This is a genomic window from Pseudoalteromonas carrageenovora IAM 12662 (assembly GCF_900239935.1).
Taxonomy (GTDB): Bacteria; Pseudomonadota; Gammaproteobacteria; order Enterobacterales; family Alteromonadaceae; genus Pseudoalteromonas; species Pseudoalteromonas carrageenovora.
The window spans coordinates 1,834,375-1,851,954 of the sequence record NZ_LT965928.1 but is presented as its reverse complement, the minus strand read 5'-3'; the positions used below and the strand labels follow the sequence as shown (position 1 = coordinate 1,851,954).

Annotated in this window: 15 protein-coding genes; 14 read left to right on the top strand and 1 reads right to left on the bottom strand. The window is 36.6% G+C overall.

Features of this window, described 5'->3' with window-relative positions:
- The first annotated feature begins 96 nt into the window (after nucleotides 1-96).
- Together ALFOR1_RS08385 and ALFOR1_RS08380 are read left to right on the top strand one after the other, a co-directional pair.
- Entirely contained in the window at nucleotides 97-1,791 is a 1,695-nt protein-coding gene (locus tag ALFOR1_RS08385; protein WP_058550054.1) for an NAD-dependent malic enzyme, read from the top strand.
- Between the two features lie 153 nt (nucleotides 1,792-1,944).
- Nucleotides 1,945-2,673 carry an SIMPL domain-containing protein gene (locus ALFOR1_RS08380; RefSeq protein WP_104642671.1) on the top strand — a complete coding sequence of 243 codons (729 nt, stop codon included), beginning with the start codon at nucleotides 1,945-1,947 and terminating at the stop codon, nucleotides 2,671-2,673.
- Nucleotides 2,674-2,700: 27 nt separating this feature from the next.
- Here the strand turns inward: ALFOR1_RS08380 and ALFOR1_RS08375 are convergent, their stop codons facing one another.
- Nucleotides 2,701-4,053 carry a DUF2254 domain-containing protein gene (locus ALFOR1_RS08375; protein ID WP_104642670.1) on the bottom strand — a complete coding sequence of 451 codons (1,353 nt, stop codon included), beginning with the start codon at nucleotides 4,051-4,053 and terminating at the stop codon, nucleotides 2,701-2,703.
- Between the two features lie 160 nt (nucleotides 4,054-4,213).
- Here ALFOR1_RS08375 and ALFOR1_RS08370 point away from each other — a divergent pair, with 160 nt between their 5' ends.
- The 12 genes from ALFOR1_RS08370 to ALFOR1_RS08315 all read left to right on the top strand — a co-directional run bounded on the left by ALFOR1_RS08370 (nucleotide 4,214) and on the right by ALFOR1_RS08315 (nucleotide 17,510).
- On the top strand, nucleotides 4,214-4,588 hold the full coding sequence (locus ALFOR1_RS08370) for an MAPEG family protein (protein WP_104642669.1): 375 nt from the start codon (nucleotides 4,214-4,216) through the stop codon (nucleotides 4,586-4,588).
- On the top strand, nucleotides 4,589-5,218 hold the full coding sequence (locus ALFOR1_RS08365; protein ID WP_104642668.1) for a sulfotransferase: 630 nt from the start codon (nucleotides 4,589-4,591) through the stop codon (nucleotides 5,216-5,218).
- A 75-nt stretch (nucleotides 5,219-5,293) separates the two neighbouring features.
- Complete coding sequence (gene miaE / locus ALFOR1_RS08360; protein WP_058550049.1) at nucleotides 5,294-5,866, top strand: tRNA-(ms[2]io[6]A)-hydroxylase; 573 nt, start codon at nucleotides 5,294-5,296, stop codon at nucleotides 5,864-5,866.
- Nucleotides 5,867-6,080: 214 nt separating this feature from the next.
- A complete protein-coding gene (locus tag ALFOR1_RS08355; protein ID WP_104642667.1) occupies nucleotides 6,081-8,000 on the top strand; it encodes a pilus assembly protein N-terminal domain-containing protein in 1,920 nt (639 codons plus the stop codon).
- Nucleotides 7,997-8,674 (top strand): tetratricopeptide repeat protein, encoded by a 678-nt coding sequence (locus ALFOR1_RS08350; protein WP_104642666.1) that lies wholly within the window; start codon nucleotides 7,997-7,999, stop codon nucleotides 8,672-8,674. Before ALFOR1_RS08355 ends, ALFOR1_RS08350 begins: the two co-directional genes overlap by 4 nt.
- Nucleotides 8,675-9,281: 607 nt before the next feature.
- Nucleotides 9,282-9,671 (top strand): hypothetical protein, encoded by a 390-nt coding sequence (locus tag ALFOR1_RS08345; RefSeq protein WP_227006935.1) that lies wholly within the window; start codon nucleotides 9,282-9,284, stop codon nucleotides 9,669-9,671.
- 67 nt (nucleotides 9,672-9,738) lie between these two features.
- Nucleotides 9,739-10,503, top strand: coding sequence for a hypothetical protein (locus ALFOR1_RS08340; RefSeq protein ID WP_104642665.1), 765 nt, complete (start codon nucleotides 9,739-9,741; stop codon nucleotides 10,501-10,503).
- A gap of 6 nt (nucleotides 10,504-10,509) precedes the next feature.
- The gene (locus tag ALFOR1_RS08335; RefSeq protein WP_104642664.1) at nucleotides 10,510-11,808 is read left to right on the top strand and encodes a CpaF family protein; all 1,299 of its coding nucleotides are present in this window, start codon (nucleotides 10,510-10,512) and stop codon (nucleotides 11,806-11,808) included.
- Complete coding sequence (locus tag ALFOR1_RS08330) at nucleotides 11,801-12,676, top strand: type II secretion system F family protein (protein WP_104642663.1); 876 nt, start codon at nucleotides 11,801-11,803, stop codon at nucleotides 12,674-12,676. The genes ALFOR1_RS08335 and ALFOR1_RS08330 overlap by 8 nt, the downstream gene beginning before the upstream one ends.
- Entirely contained in the window at nucleotides 12,673-13,488 is an 816-nt protein-coding gene (locus tag ALFOR1_RS08325) for a type II secretion system F family protein (RefSeq protein WP_104642662.1), read from the top strand. The genes ALFOR1_RS08330 and ALFOR1_RS08325 overlap by 4 nt, the downstream gene beginning before the upstream one ends.
- Nucleotides 13,489-13,497: 9 nt before the next feature.
- Nucleotides 13,498-14,658 carry a hypothetical protein gene (locus ALFOR1_RS08320; protein ID WP_104642661.1) on the top strand — a complete coding sequence of 387 codons (1,161 nt, stop codon included), beginning with the start codon at nucleotides 13,498-13,500 and terminating at the stop codon, nucleotides 14,656-14,658.
- The gene (locus ALFOR1_RS08315; RefSeq protein ID WP_165491316.1) at nucleotides 14,655-17,510 is read left to right on the top strand and encodes a response regulator; all 2,856 of its coding nucleotides are present in this window, start codon (nucleotides 14,655-14,657) and stop codon (nucleotides 17,508-17,510) included. The genes ALFOR1_RS08320 and ALFOR1_RS08315 overlap by 4 nt, the downstream gene beginning before the upstream one ends.
- Nucleotides 17,511-17,580: the final 70 nt, after the last annotated feature.

Genomic DNA, 17,580 nt, shown 5'->3' with positions numbered 1-17,580 from the left:
TCTCAATGGTCTGACAAGCTGAATTGTCATTGCAATTAAACCTTTAACAATGATAATGACAGATCATAACTTAAGACTCCGTTAAAGCCTGGAAATATGACAACTAATACTGATCCTAATTACTTATATATTCATCACTCTGGCCCTGGCCTAATTGAAACGCCGCTATTAAATAAAGGCAGTGCCTTTAGCAAAAAAGAACGCGAAAATTTCAATCTTGCTGGTTTACTTCCTCCACGCTTTGAAACTATTGAAGAGCAAGTTGAGCGTTGTTATCAGCAGTATTCTAGCTTTACCGAAAACTTAAATAAGCATATTTATTTACGTGCCATTCAAGATAACAACGAAACACTGTACTACCGATTAGTACGCGATCATCTTGAAGAAATGATGCCTATTATTTACACGCCAACCGTTGGCGATGCATGTGAAAAATTCTCAGATATTTATCGTAGTGCGCGTGGTTTGTTTATTTCGTACGAAGACCGCTTTCAAATTGACGACATTTTACGTAATGCGACGAAAGGTAAAGTAAAAGTAATAGTGGTAACTGATGGTGAGCGTATTTTAGGCTTAGGCGATCAGGGTATTGGTGGCATGGGTATTCCTATTGGTAAACTATCGCTGTATACAGCGTGTGGCGGTATTAGCCCAGCTTACACGTTACCTGTAATGCTAGATGTAGGTACCAATAACGAAAAACTACTTAACGACCCAATGTACATGGGCGCACGCCATAAGCGTATTGCTCAAGACGAGTACGATGAGTTTTTAGATTTATTTATTAAAGCGGTTAAACGCCGTTGGCCAAGTGTATTACTTCAGTTTGAAGATTTTGCACAACCAAATGCAATGCCGTTACTTAAGCGCTACCGTGATGAAATTTGTAGCTTTAACGATGATATTCAAGGTACCGCAGCAGTAACTGTTGGTTCTTTATTAGCAGCGTGTCGTGTTAAAGGGTCTACGCTTAGTCAGCAAAAAGTTGTTTTTGTTGGCGCGGGCTCTGCAGGTTGTGGTATTGCTGAGCAAATTATTAGCCAAATGGTATTTGAAGGCATTAGCGAAGCACAAGCACGTAGCCAAGTATTTATGGTTGACCGCTTTGGTCTTGTATCTGAGGGTATGGAAGGTCTACGCGATTTTCAACAAGCTCTAGCTCAGCCTACAGCAAGCTTAAGTGAATGGACTTACAGCGGTGAATACGCATCACTATTAGATGTTATGCACTGTGCAGCACCTGATATTTTAATTGGTGTATCTGGCCAACCTGGTTTATTTACTGAGCAAGTAATTCGTGCAATGCATGCTAGTTGTGAACAGCCGATTATTTTCCCACTAAGTAATCCATCTAAGCAGGTAGAAGCGCACCCAGCCGATGTAATTGAGTGGACAGACGGTAAAGCACTTGTAGCAACGGGTAGCCCATTTGATCCTGTTGAATACAATGGCGAAAAATTCCCAATTCCACAGTGTAACAATAGTTATATTTTCCCTGGCATTGGTTTAGGTGTAATAGCGGTAAAAGCGACGCGCATTACTGATGCAATGCTAAGTGTATCTAGTGAAATGTTAGCGGAGTCATCTCCTCGTGCAAATACAGGTAAAGGTAGCTTACTACCAGCACTTACAGAAATTGAAACGCTAAGCAAACGTATTGCATTTGCTGTTGCTAAAAAAGCGATAGAAGAGGGCGTAGCACTTGAGTTATCTGACGATGCGCTATGGGCTGCTATTGATAGAAATTACTGGTTACCTAAATACCGTAATTACAAACGCTGTAGTGTTTAATTACGGTACTCGTAATTTAAAGTAAATAAGGCTGTACGTTAAGTTACAGCCAATAACAAAAAACAGGCAATTGCCTGTTTTTTTGTGCTTGTTCATTTATTGTTAACCACGTAGGCTCTTTAATAGAGTTAATTAAATACAATGGATAACGCTATGAAATCACTCACACTATTTTTGGGCAGTGCATTAGCTTTAACAACCTTTAGCTTTAATACGCTTGCGGCCTCAACACCAGACGCACCTCATATTTATGTCAAAGGTGAAGCTACCTTAACGACAATGCCTGACTATGTTCAACTAAGTGTTGGTATTACTGAAATTGATAAAGACCTAATTGCAGCTAAAAACGAAACAGATACTGCAATGGCTAAAGCAATTAAGTTAGTTAAAGAGGTTGGAGTAAAAGAAGGGGATATTAATGCTGGCCATATCTCAATAAATCGTGAAAGCCAATATAACCGCACATCGGGTACACAAGATTTTAAAGGCTTTAGAGTATCGCGCACACTTACTTTAAAACTAAGTGATATAAAAAAATACCCAGAGCTATTACAAAGCTTAGTAAACAACGGAATTAACGAAATTAATCAAACACAATTTTTAGCAAGTAATTACAACGAGCTTCATAAAAAAGCGCAAAAGCTTGCTATTAAAGATGCCCGCGCTGCAGCAAAAGAGTTTAGTGAAGATTATGGCGTGGAGCTTAAAGGGCTTTATACGGCTTCGCTTAGCCCAATGAATGTGCCATCTCAACCATATATGCGCGCCGAGCAAACAATGATGAAAGCAGATAGTACACCAGGTAACTTTGTGCCTGATGCCTACCATGCTGGTGAAATAAAAGTGACTGCTTCAAGCTATGCAGTTTACTTTATAGAATAACTATCTGAATTATCACTAAAACTGTGATTAATATTGGTGGCGCTCAAAACGCGCCACTAATTCCTCACCTTGTTGCTCACTTATTCGGGCAATTGAATTAAGCATATTTTTAATTTCACGCCTGTCGTAATCATTCGTCACTTGCTCATTAATGTCATCTACTATGGCGTTTAAATAGTTAAACAAACTATTGCGCGCATCTTCATCGTTATGAGCCACAAACAAAATGTTTTTAAACGCTTCAAGCACGTTAGTCATTACATAAGCATCGCTTTTAGCGTAATTACGCAGTGGCGTAAAATTATCGTGTAATAGCTCATCAAAACTTGTTTCGTGTATAAATAACAGCGGATCATTGTCGGTGTGCTTAAACGAGTAATTTGTGTCGCTTATTTCAAGGCGCTTAATAAGTAAAATACTTAGCATATCAATAGATTTAACCGCAGTACCAGGATCGTTTATCCCTGGGCTCATTGCTTTAACCGCTATTTCAGAAATTTGCGTTAAGCCATAACGATAATGATCGCTAATATACTCTTCTATATAAAAAATAAAGCAGTCTAAAATTTTAGCTATTAGCTCTTCATCGGCTGATATGTCTTTATCGCATTTTAAAAACGGATACCCTTTAACTGTAAAGTAACCTTGATTTACAGAGATATAAATACGGATGTTTTCTTGCTCTAAAAGCGCACAAAGTTTGTCGGTGTGAACGCCTTTGTAATAACCCTCAGTGGTACTTTTAATTGAATGCCACTGCGTAAAATCTGGAAAGTCATTAAAAGGACACTCTGCTTGCCTAGCTTGTATGCTTTTTATCTCTGTTTTAGTTTGTCTAAACAGGCCATTTAATACGTTATCAACCTGTATTGCTTTAGAAATAGAGTGGATAAAAAATACAAACAACCCCAGCGATATCAAACCAAACACCAGCGCAAATAAAACCCCTAAAGAGGGTATTGCTGTATCGCCACCTTCAAGCTTATTGATATTGATAAGCATAATAATTGAGTAAATTATGCTACCTAAATAAAAGCCAAGCACCATTTGGTGAGATTTACGGGTAATAAGTCCAGGCACAACACGTGGCGATAAACTTGCACTAGCGGAGTTTAAAACCACCATAACCATTGAAAAACTAAATACGGTAAGCGATATAATACTGCCCGCAAGAGTACTTAAAATGGTGCGCGCATTTTCAGCGCTATCAACTAAAACCACTGATATAAATGACTTCAATTGCTCTACAGGTTCTACGTACTCAAGCGACATAGTAATAATGGCAAACAGTAAAAAACCAATAGAAAATAACGAGGGATAAAAACCAATACTGTTTATCATTTCACGATAACTATCGGCTACTTTGCGTGGTACAAACATATAATCCTTATGCGGGCTTAAAAATTTATTTCTCTACATTAGCATATTTGCTAACTAAACTTCTGATAATGCTTATCAAATTATATGGTATTATCAGCGCTTAAAATTGCGAGCCTAACAGCTTGAGAAAAATTCAAATAATAAATAACAGGAATACACTGTGATCATTTCAACTTATGCTGCTTTACTTGCGTTTTACTACGTTTATTTGAGCTTTAATGTAATTAAAGTGCGTAGAAAAGAGCAAATATCACTTGGTGATAACGGTAATCTTAAATTACAACGTGCCGTGCGTGCCCATGCAAATTTTATGGAATATGTACCCTTTACTATCATTTTGCTTTTTTTAGCAGAATATCAAGGCCTTGCTAGCCATTACTGCAACATATTGGGAGCCGCGTTACTAATTGGGCGCGTGTTTCATAATTTAGGTATAGTAGAGGCAAGATTAAAGTATCGTCAAATAGGTACTGTAGTCACATTTTTAGTAATGGTTATTAGCGCATTTTTACTGCTTGTTACACGTAATAGTTAAATGAATAAACTATTTATAATTGGCCTTCCGCGTACTGGCACGACAAGTGTGTGCCATGCGTTTTTAGAACTCAGTATTGCAACGGCGCATACTGCCTACACACAAGCTTGTTTTAAAAATGCTACGGCGATTGCCGACACCCCCATATTTAACGACTACCAGGTACTTGATAAGCACTACCCAGGTTCTAAATTTATTTACCTAGAGCGCGAGCTAAGTGCGTGGTTGCCTTCTATTAAACAGCTTTTAACGCGTATGCATACTAATTTAACGCGCGCCGATGGTGGTTTTAATATTCATATAAAGCGCTGTTATTTAAATACCTTTAATGAATTGTCGCTTAAAAATATTAATGATGATAGTTATTTAGAAAATTGCTACAACAGCCATTTTGAATCAGCACAACGCTACTTTAAAAACCGCCCACAAGATTTTTTATCCATTGATATAGCTAAACCTGCAAGCTACAAAGCAATGTGTGATTTTTTAGAATTAACAAGCGATAAAACAGATTTTGAAAAAATGAATATGGGCGGAAAAGTAACTGCTTGGAATGATATAAAGCACGTCTTAAAAGTAGAGTCGACGGCGAAAGGACGTATAGATAAACATTTGCCTTATCAGATTTAATTTTACCAACTGCACCAAGATTTTTAATACAAAATACGCTAAAATCCCCGCATTATTTTTTAAGTAGTACAGAAAATGTTTGAATTAAAATACCAAACCCCATTTGAATGGACCGAAGTTGTTTTAGCCGACTTTAATACTTTTTTGCAAGACCATGCTGCTGCTGAAAAAAAAGCATCGGGTATGGCTATGTCTATGCTTTCGCATTATCCAGACAAACGCAAACTTGTAAAAGCCATGACCGACTTAGCGCTTGAAGAGTTAATACATTTTAAACAAGTACTTAAGTTACTTATTGAACGCGATACTAACTTAGGCGACGATAAAAAAGATCCGTACATCAAACAAATTCGTGCTTTGTTTAGACACGGACGCGATGGCTTTTTAATGGACCGACTTTTAGTAGGCGGTGTTATTGAAGCCCGCGGGCATGAACGTTTTTCGCTTGTAGCTCAAGCACTACCTGAGGGTAAAGAAAAAGACTTTTATGTTGCTATTGCTAAGTCAGAAGAAAAACACAAAAACTTATTTGTTGAGCTTGCTTACGAATACTTTGATAAAGAAGAAGTTGATGTAAGGCTAGAAGAGTTATTAGTCGCTGAAGCTAAAATTTGTGCAAGTATACCGTTTACAGCAGCACTTCATTAACTAACACTGTAGTTAATTAAATGAGCGCAGTATTTTACTGCGCTTTTTGTTTTATTATAACCGCTATTTATTTACCTATTATTGTTGATTTGCAATTTGCGAATCAAAATCAAAACCTATCCTTAGTTTTTATCTAACCTGTTTAAAAATATAAATTATTTCCTTGGACTCATACTTGCTAATTAGTTAGTTAGGCAAATTGAGGGAAAGGCTTATGTTTAAATTTATTTTTATATTGCTACTGATACCATTTACAGCGCATGGTAATGAAAGCCATTTAGCTTACATAGAAAATGCTAATGGTGAACGCGTAAAAAAAGTTTCTCATTTAGTTAAGTGGACTCATACACGATTTGTATTTAAACGTGATATTGCGCGCATTGCATTAGGGCATGAAACAACCCTTGATGTGAACGTAGTAGATGGCCGCGAGCTTTTAATTTTAGCCAAAAAACTTGGCCGTACATCTATGATGGTGTGGTATGACGATAAAAGCTCAGAAACGTTTTTACTTGGCGTAACTGAAGATTACAGCGTACTTGAAAACGCCCTTAACGACATTCACCCCGCAGTAAAATTAACCATAGCCCCAGATAGGCACGCCGTAGTACTTCGTGGAGAAGTACCCACAATTAATTATCGCCATGCGGCTTATGAAGCAGCTAAAAATTACTTATACGCTAGTAGCTCTCAAGCATCGCAACCTGTTATTACCTCAAACCCTAACCAAGGCATGTTTAATTCTTTAGCACAGCGACTGCAAGGAATGAGCAATTTAAATGGCGGTGCATCACAAAGCTCTAGCAAAGTCGCTATCATAAATTTAATTAAAGTTTCGCAAGCCCCAAAACCTAAAGAGGAGCGTATTAGCGACGTTATTAAATCAATGGGGGCTGATAAAGTTACTGTTAAGCGCATATCGGTAGGCGAACTTTCAAATGACGAAAGTGATGTTTTTTTACTTTCGGGCTCGGTTAAAAACCAAATAGAGCTAGTGCGATTACTTAATACAATTAATAAGCTGTTTGAACCTGAGCAAGCAATGCAAACTCAAGGCTCACCGCTTGATCCTAATAACTTAATGAATGGTGCAAGCCTAAATGAAAGCGCAAGTATTGAAGTATTAGCTAATGAGTCTGGCGGGCTTTTAAATGATGCGGCCTCTGGTGTTACGCTAAGTAACGTAAGCTCTAACATTGCTAGGGCAACGCTTCTTAGCGTAGCTGGAGGTAAAGTACTTTCAAGTATTGAAGTTGAGGATTTACCGCAAGTTCGTGTATCTGTGCAGTTATATGAAGTTAATCAACGTCGTTTAAAACAATGGCGACCTGATATAAGTGTTCTATCTAATGGGTACGAAAAGCAAGAAGGCTTATTTGGCCGTGATGGCATGGCAAGCAGAGCGTCAGGTTCTTCAACAATAGAAAATGCCCTGCAATTAATTGGTGGTCAATTAACTAATAACTTACAGCTTTCTACCTCACAATTTGCCATTGATATGTTGTTCTCGTTATTAGAGCAAGAAGGTATTTCGCGTACGCTTTCACGTCCTACTATTACGGTATTAGCCGGTGAGAGTGCTGTATTTAAAGTGGGCGGAGAAGTACCTGTACCAACCAGTTACAGCCCATCAGGTATAGCAAATGGGCAACAAGGTAGTAGCGGCTCTGTATTTAGTGGCACCGAGTTTAAATCGTTTGGTGTTGAGTTAAATGTGCGCGCCCTAGTAGATGACAAAGACCGCATTACCCTAGATCTAAACCCTGTTATATCATTGCCTGATACAACACTTACCGCAGAAATTGCCGACAGCACAGGCAGCAGTTTAAACAGCAGTGCGTTTAATACCCGCAGTATGCAAACTTCAACTCGATTACAAGATGGCCAACCTTTAATTATAGGGGGATTGATTAGCACTGATAGTAATTCAAGCCACGATTTTGTACCTGATGGTAACGGAAACAGCATGCTAGGAAAGCTAAGCGAAACAACCAGCAAAAGCGAAAACAACAGAGAGTTAATTATTGTTGTTACCCCTAACTTAGTAAGAGATCCGGTTAATACATTACGATTATGGCAACAAGCTGATATAGACACTCAGTTACTTAGCTACATTAAGGAGCAAGGACTATGAAATACATATATATAACTTTAGTTTTAGCACTCTCAGGGTGTGCTCACATTGATTATAAGCCTACAGTAAACCCTTATAATGCTTTAAGTGATTTAGTGAAAAAATATAATTTAAATGCACAAGCTTTAACGTGTAAAGGTGTAAATGCAAGTGACTGTTTAGCGTTTGTTCACGATATAAATCAGCTAATGCTAGCTCATCCAGACAATACAGCCATACTTTCAGTTGCAGCGTATACATTTTATAAAAGTGGCCGTAGCACTCAAGCACAGCAGGTTATAAACACATTGCTAAATAAAGCTAATCCACCGTTAAATGTTATTACACTGGGTGTAACACTTGCGATTGATCAGGGTAATTTAGCTAAAGCTAAAAGCATTGCACAATATGGTGTGGATGTATTTGGCACCGAGGCTTCACCGTATTTACAAATGGCATCGATTCATTATGCTCAGGGTAGTTATACCATTGCATCTAACTATTTACAGCTCTCGGCTAAGTTTGGCTTAGATAACACCACTTATTATTATCATAAAGGGTTAATAGAAGAGGCCAACGCTAACAATATTCATGCTTGTAATTATTACCAGCAAGCACTTAAAGCAAACCCAAATCACAAAAAGGCAGAAGCAAAATACACTAAACTCTCTATTTTAGGTAACTGTTTATCTTAAGGCCGAAAGGCCTTTTTTATACTCTATCTCCCTATCATTATTGCCCCTTCTTTTTAAACTTCATTTAGGGCGTGTTGATCTTTGTGGGTTGAAATTTGTTCAATCTAGGGGTGATTAAATCGCGGCGCGAGGTTTGTAACCTAGTGGGCTAAGTAAAAACCGAGTAACGAAGAGTTAATCGTCCCTAGAAAGAACCCAAAGGGCAGCGCATATTTGGTATTTATGCTGCGTTATCGCCTATTCATGGGGAATAACCACACTAAATAGGCTCCGCCTTGCCTAAAAACCAAACATACTGCTGCAAATTCACCCACCAAAGATCAACACGCCCTAGCGCTTTAATACATTCAAATTCATTGTACAGAACATAAATACCACGCCTAAGTTAAGTAGCTTAATGACCAGCTAACTCTAATAAATAAAAGAGCTTTTAAAGTCACTTTTTGCTACTAACTATATGATTCGCATTTTGCAACGCAAAAGAGCTATTCAGATAGGGATATGATTAAATTCAATCTTAAGGGTTTGATTTATAAGAGTTTAGCTTAGTGGCACGGTCCTCGCAATATTAATATTGAGCATGAGCTCTTCTAATTTAAAGGTGACCATGATGAGAACTATTAATAACTTAAACAGCAAAAAACAAAAAGGTTTTGTACTGACTTCAGAGCTGATCATTCTATCTACTTCTATGGTAGCTGCACTGGTAATTGGTTTGTCTACACTACGAGATTCGGTAACAAGCGAACTTGAAGATGTAGCTGAAGCAATCGGCTCGCTTGATCAAAGTTATGTATTTGACGGCATGATTAACGCCGAAGGTACTGCTGAAATCTCAGGTTCTGGTTTTGTTGATTCGGTTGATGTATATGCCGGTGATGAAAGCTCATTTACTTTTGTTGCATCAGACTTTAGTGAAAATGCAGCACTTATTAGTGCAACGCCAAGTGGCGATGCTGCAACACGTACAGCAGCAGGTGGTTCGCAAGGTAACTAAGTGAATAGTAATAAGTGGCTCACTGCCACAACCGTGTGGCAGTGATGATTTTTTAAGAGGTAACATTATGAAAAGTAAAAGTAACAAAGGCGCCACTACAGCCGCTCTCACATTACTCATTACCTCTGGCATGCTTGCATCTGCACTTGGTATTAGGCAAGTAAACGATGAAAACAATGTTACAGCTTGGGTTGTAAATAAAAATATGTCTGCAGGGCAAACTATCACTGTTCACGATGTTGCTCAAAAAGATATAGATCCAACTAACTATGCCAACATGTCTTTGAGTATTCAAAACCCTCGTGCGCTAATTGGTAAAAAATTAGCAACAAACAAAATGATTGAACAACCACTTTTTGATACTGATTTTGTAAGAGCTAAAAGCCAAAACTTATCTGAGGCTATTCCTGCTGGACGTGTGTTGTACACATTAAAATTAACAACGTTGGATATTCCTCTGTCACGAGTTCATAAAGGCGATCGTTTAGATATTGTTGCTAAAACTAATCGCTTAGTAAGAACAGTTGCCCGCGATGTACAACTTATTGGTGTTTCAAAAGGGCCAAAAACACAAGCGGCTAATAGTGGTGTAATGGATAATTTAGCAAAAGAGACAACAAATTCTGCAGGTGTATCGTTGGTATTGGCTGTATTGCCGAAAGATGTTTATTCGTTAGCAGGAATAGACAATGCCGACAAAGTATCAATTATTGTTCACAGTGCTTACGACATTGAGCAAGGTCGTTTGCAAAACTTTTCTCGCTTACAAACCAGTCGAACTATTGAAGTGGTAAAAGGCGTAAAAAACGAAGCTGTATATGTTGCTAAGTGAGTCCTTATGTTTAATTTATCAAGCAAACATGAAGAAGTTCAAACAAATTTAAGTACCTTTGAAGAACTTAAAAAGCTATTACACGATGCTGTAATTGAAGAATACGAACAAGAGCCTACAGCATTACTCTCTGACAATATTTTAGAAAAAATCTCAGCGTTGTGCGTTGAGATCCCGCAGTTTTCAAACTCATCTTTTAATCAGCACCAACAAGCTCAAGTAGTACAAGCCGTTTATGATGAAATTCAAGGGTTAGGGCCAATAGCGCAGTTTATGCTTGATGACCAAGTGAGTGATATTTTAATAAACGACACGCAAGACATTTGGATTGATAAGCAAGGTAAGCTTCTATGTACAGCTAGTAAGTTTGATGACGAGCGCCATTTACGTCGCTTTGTTGATAGGTTACTTGATGGGTGTGGGCGCCAGGTTAACGCACTTATGCCAATAGTTGACGGTAAACTAAAAGATGGCAGCCGTGTTCATATTATTGTGCCACCGGCATGTACTAGTGCCGCTATTGTATCAATAAGAAAGTTTAATCACAAAAAAATCAATGATGAATTTTTAGTCGCTAATCAGTTTTTAGATAAAAATGTTTTAACGTTTTTACAAACTGCAGTTAAATCAGGGGTTAATATATTAGTATGCGGCAATGCTGGCGCGGGTAAAACCTCTTTATTAAATGTGCTTGCCAACTCTATAAATAAAAACGAACGTGTTGTTACTATTGAAGAAAGTGCCGAACTTAACTTACATCATAACCATGTTGTACAACTAGAAGCTCACGATACAAATAGCGATGGAAAAGGGGCTGTAAGTTTAAGAGATTTAGTAAAAGCAGCGCTTAGAATGCGCGCCGACAGAATATTAGTAGGCGAAGTTCGCTCTGGTGAAGTTATAGATATGCTTCAAGCTATGAACTGCGGCCATCAGGGCTCTATGACAACCATACATGCTAATAGTGCAAGTGATGCAGTAACCAGATTATCAACGCTCGTTCAGCTTCATAATGCACAGTTAAGCGACGCCCATACAAACGCATTAATAGCATCAAGTATTCAGCTTATTGTTCATGTTTCTCGCTCTACAGATGGAGTACGTACTTTAAAAAGTATCGGTGAGATAAAGCGTGTAAATGGAGCTGCTCATTTTTGTCCTTTGTATAGTAAGCCCGGTTTTGAACCCATTGAAAATAATTTTGTGCAAGATTCTAGTGTTATTTCATTTATGCAAAGCCAAGGTGAAAACGCACAAACACTTCAAGCATTACTTAAAAGTAAAGCGGAGGCAGATTATGACTAAGTTAGATTACTTACTCGCCGTTGCAGCCATTATTACATTTACCTTAGCAAGTAGTGTACTTATTACCTTATATGTTAAAAACAAAAGCAATGAAGCTGTACAAAAGCTCGATATTTTAGAAGAAAAAGATGTTTTAACCTTGTCACTAAGAGTGCTTGGTTTAAATATAAGTAATTTTGTATTTATTAGTATGGCAAGTTCACTCTCAAGTAGTGCGTGGTTTTTAGTAAAGCTTTATTACCCTGAGGCCTTAACCAGTGCATTTATTATTGCAATAGTTGTATTTGTAACCTGCTTTATTGTTGTTATTGATTTAGCCCATTATAGGTTAGCCAAGTTTGAACATCATTTTTTAGAGTATATCGAAACTGTACAGTCATGCTTGAGTACAGGTTTATCACTTCAACAATCAATGAAGTTTTCAGACAAACACGCAGATCCATATCTAAAATTACAAAGTTCACTATTACTGCAAAGAATGAGTATGGGTAGTGATGCCGAAACATCGTTCGCACCATTAATTCAAAGATACAATTGTGAAACAGTAAGATTATTTGCTCATAGCATTATCACGCATACACAAAGTCAGTGCGACTTAACCGATATGCTTAAAAGTGTTTGCAATATGATGGCGCTAAGAACACTTGATCGCCAACAATTAAAAGCCAAGCTCTCAGGTACTAAATATGCGGCTGTGTTTAGTGGTGTATTACCTTATGCGTTAGTGCCTCTATTCAATTATACCGATCCTACCTGGTTTGAACCTTTATTAAACGACCCCAACGGTATTGCATATTTAACAGTTGCATTGCTTTGCCAGCTATTTGGTTTTTTATGGCTACGTCTTAGCTTAAGGATAACATTATGATTGATATACTTTTACTTGTAGGTTTACTGGTAAGTATGGGGTCATTTATCCATATACACAGACAATCTTTAAAGGTTGAGTTAGATAAAAGCGATACTAGAAATACTAATTGGTATCCGCTCATTGTTATTTCTAAACACCAGCTAAGGCAAGCCGGTATACAAATTAATAAAATATTATTGAGCTTATATTGTTTCAAAGTAGCGGCCACTTTTAGCGCATTTACTTTAATAGAGTTAAGCGAGTATCAGTTAAGTTCAACCATTACTTTAATGTTGTGTTTCATCTGTTTTTTTGCACCCGAAGGCTGGTTTTTGATACGTAAAAATCAGCGAAAAACGCTAATCAACAATAGTTTAGAGTTTTTTTTAAGAGTACTTTTGGTATATATGCGCGCTGGCTTTTCTCTAGAGCGTTCGTTTGCATTGGCTGTTGATCATGGCTTAAGCAAAAAGCATCCTTTATACAAAGAGCTTAAGCTCTTTTTGTTTGAACTAAGTGCAGGCAAAGACCGTGAATTTGCATTTAACTCACTCTTTGAGCGTACGGGGGTTATGGGCATAAAAAAATTAGCCAATCTAATGCTAATAGGCTCGAAGCTAGGCACGCCATTAATTGATGCAGTTCAAGCTCAACTTGATGGACTTGCGTTAAAAAAGAATATTTTGCTTGCCAAAAAGGTAAACAAAAAAGCCATGCACACCACGTTTCCAATATTACTAATCTGTTTTCCGATGTTTTTGGTTTTGGTGTTTTTCCCTGCCGCACTGCAGGTAATGAATGTACTTAAAATGCTTGTTGAAGTGCTATAGGAGCCTGATATGAAAAAACATTACCAACAAGGCTACATTTTAACGATTGAACTAATACTGATAATTACTATTTTAATTATTGGCTCAATTGGTGGTGTTGTTTTAGTAAGAGACGCCTTAATTAAGCGTCATCAAACTAAGGTAGATAATCAAATTACAGTTATTGACGCTAACAATAAACCGCTAGGTATTGCGGTTAGCTTTGACGAGCACCAAGCACCTCTTATTTTTTATACGGATCGCCAAGTAAATGCAACTTACCGTGCATTAATAGGTATTCGCGATGATAGATTTACCTCACGTGAGGCCGTTTATTACGATGCTCCTAATTGCCAAGGCAACCCATGTTTAAAAGGCTTGAGCGATGAAGCAAGTGATAGCCAAGGTATAAGCAATATAAATAACACAGGCAATGTAAGCTATATAAATGCGCTTCAGCAGGGGCCAAATTATGCAATAGGGCAGTTTGGTAATTCTGTTATTGGCCAACTATTAAGAAGCACAGCACAGGCGTGCCCTGCAAATAGCGGACAAATTTTATCGCGTTACGTGTCACAAAAAGTCGTGACTGGCTCACCGTGTGAAAGCTTTGAAATTGATAAACAACCTGCCGATAGTAGCTGTTTGGTAGGCGTAACTGCTTTGGGGAACCCGCTACTTGGGGTGAGCGATCAGAGTTTGTCGCAATCATGCGATAGCTGTCAAAGCGGATACGAATCTCAAGGTGATATTTTAGATTTATATTTGCCGCAAGTAGAGCCGCTTTTAAATACGGCGTTAAATGCACTCTCTTTAGTAGGGCTAAGTGCCAATGTAGATGTAGAGCTGGGGACTATTTGCTGCCCAGAGGGAACTCGCTTAGAAGATGATGAAAACATAGTAGAAACATTAGTGTTTACTATTTTAAAAACCACTTTTGAATTAGCCGGAATAGATTTAATTAATAATTTACTTATTACAGAAACATTAAGTCTTATAGGTATTGAGCCTGGCGTAACTTATTGCCAAACCTCGATAAACCTTGTTAGTGCTGAGCAAGTTATTAATGTGACTACTGGTGAGCCCGCACTTAGCAGTTTAGCACCTCCATTTAGAGTTAAATTACCGGCCCACAGCGGACAAAATAGCACTACATGGATACATACTCCACCAACAGGAGAACGCAAATGAACGCATCTAATATATTTACTTTACCCAATGAAATATGCAGTGGAAGAAAAGAAATAAGCCATGATGTAAAAGAAACTTTATCGTTATTAAAGCAATTTTATGATGTGCCTATTGTTAAGTATATAGACTTTAGAGAAGTGTACTCTGAACATATAATTACAAATGACGATGCCAATATAAGAGAAGAGCTTTTAAAATATCAACAGCGTTGTAAAGAAGAAAAGTTATATATATTTGAAGATACATTTTTTGAAAGTGTATCTAGCAACACTGAACATCGTATTCGTTTTTATGCTCAGTATCCTATATACAGTAATAACAATACTGTTATTGGCCTATTAGTTATGGCCGATTTAGCGCCTAAAACACTAATAGGCTCGCAAAAAGATCAGTTCATATCATTTGCTCAGCTACTACAAACACAATTAAATAGAGACAATGACCCAGCTAATTCAATTAATAAAAAATCAAGCGAAAAATCTAATAAAGAGACTAAATATATTCATGTATTTAGTTTAGCTCCTGTCGCCTTTTTAATTGCTTTAGTACTGTGTGCTTTTACTGCTTTATTACTTTATACAATCGAGAAAAAAGAGCTGAAAAGTAACTATAATTTAAAAACTCAGGAGCTTAGAAAAACCCTGTTTAATGCATTAGAACGCTTTGATAATCAAGGGTTATATATTTCACAAAAAGACTTAGTGGTAGCTGGGTTTATTCAAAGCCAAAAAGAGTATACAAAAGAGCAGCTTAATAATTTAGTACAAAATCAAGCATCCGAAAATTTGAACTATAAAGGGTATGTAGTATTTGATTATCAATATAACCAATTAGCGCTTTGGTCTAAAAATAACTTTGATTTAGCGGCTTATGGTTTTAAAGGCTGGTTAACTAAATTTGATTTAAGAGCAAACAAAAAGTCAGTAGAAGTGTTTACAGTTGCTGATACTGCTTTTTTAATATCTGAAATTAAACTAAAAAATAACTCCATTTATACTCTTACTGCATTTGATTTAAGTAAGTTTTTAAAAGCTATAATAGGAAAACTCAACACCCAAAACTACAATATATTTATAGTTACGCCACAATTTACACTTAGTAAGCAAGGGGAAGTAAATTCTCGTGTTATTACAAATAGTATTAGCGCTGTTAGTAGCCGTTTCCCTCCAACTTGGCGTTTACATGTACAGCCAATTAATAAAATATTAACGCCTACAATCACTAAATATAGTCTATTTAGATTAGGACTAATTGCTTTAGCTGTATTTGCATTTGTTTACTATTTTTTACGCTTACCTAGACGTTTACATAATGAAATTAAAGATAAAAACCAATTAATTTTAAATAGAGAAAAGCTATTTTCAAGTTCTTTAGATGCGCTTCCTCATGGCTTTGCTATTTTTAATAGTCATGAGTTCCCAGTTATTACAAATGATGTATTTAATAAGTTATTTTCCCAGGTTAATAAACAAAATAATCAGCTTTCGTATAGTCAGTTAATAAGTATTGCGCAGCAACACAATATTATTAACCATTATAAAGAGCATAATAAATTAGAAAATGATCACAACCAGCTGATTGATATTGGCTTTACCGATGGCCGATGGATAACTGTAGTGCAAAGGCATACGGATTTTGGTGGCTTTGTTTGTTACTTCAGGGATGAAACATCAGCTCATCAAAAAGAGCTTTTACTTGCCGACGTATTAGAAAAATCAAAACAGTCTAATCAATTAAAAGAAAAATTTGTAACTCGCTTGAGTCAGCAACTAAAAGCGCCTTTGAGTTCTTTAAAATCTATTATAGAAATTGCCCAAAAACCAATGAGTGCATCAGACTTCAAAGGTCATATTGGAAATATAAATACTGCTAGCGAACAACTAGAATGTGTTATTCAACAACTCGTTAATGTTAATAAGTCAAAAACAGGAAAACTGAAATTAAAAGCTAATAAAATTAACTTAAATAAAATGCTAAGTAATAGCGCGTCTATTTTGAATAAAGATTCAAATATTAAAAACGTGATTGCCAACAGCAGTGAAAAAGCAGTTGCCGTAATAAGTGATGAAAAGCTAATTTCTCAGTTGGTTATTCAGCTATCAACAGAGCTATTAGAAAGTAGTTACAAGTCACAACTTACTATTGATAGTGATATTGTAAAAGAAGATCAAAGAAGTTATTTAAATCTAAACTTTTCAATTAGCAACTTAACAACGAGCAATAATTTTTTAGCGCAATTAAAGTTAATATCGCAGCAGTCAGCAATAAACTTTAATGATGATATAGATGCCACACTTGATATTAAATTTTTTATATCAATATTTAAAATGCTTGGAGGAAAGGCTATCAGTTTTAACGAAAGGGGTAAAACAACCAGTATTTGTTTATCGTTATTGGTTAACGTAACGAGTATTAATGAAGTAAGTGATATAACTCCAATAAAAAATAATGTTGAACCAATTATGTCTAACAAGTTTAAGTCTAAATCGTTGTTACTCGTTGATGATGAACCGCTTGTTGAGATGGTAATTAGAGCTATGCTCAAAAATGAAAACTTAAATGTTGATTATGCAAGTAGTGCAATAGAAGCAATGTTAATGGTTTCACAAAATGACTATGACATAATTTTAATGGATATAGTAATGCCAGAACTTTCTGGTACTGATGCAATGTTAAAAATAAAAAAACATAGCAACGATAAACATACCAAAATAATTGCACACACTTCTGACGAGCAAAGTAATAGTAGTGCCAAGTATGTTGAGTTAGGTTTTGATGACATGCTTGAAAAACCAGTTAAACAAGACATTTTAATAAATAAGATTAGAAAAATAATCCAGACGCAGGATTAGCTAAATAAGCAGTAATTATTTCATGCATCTACCACTTTATTTCACATTGTAAAAAAGTAATGCTGAATTA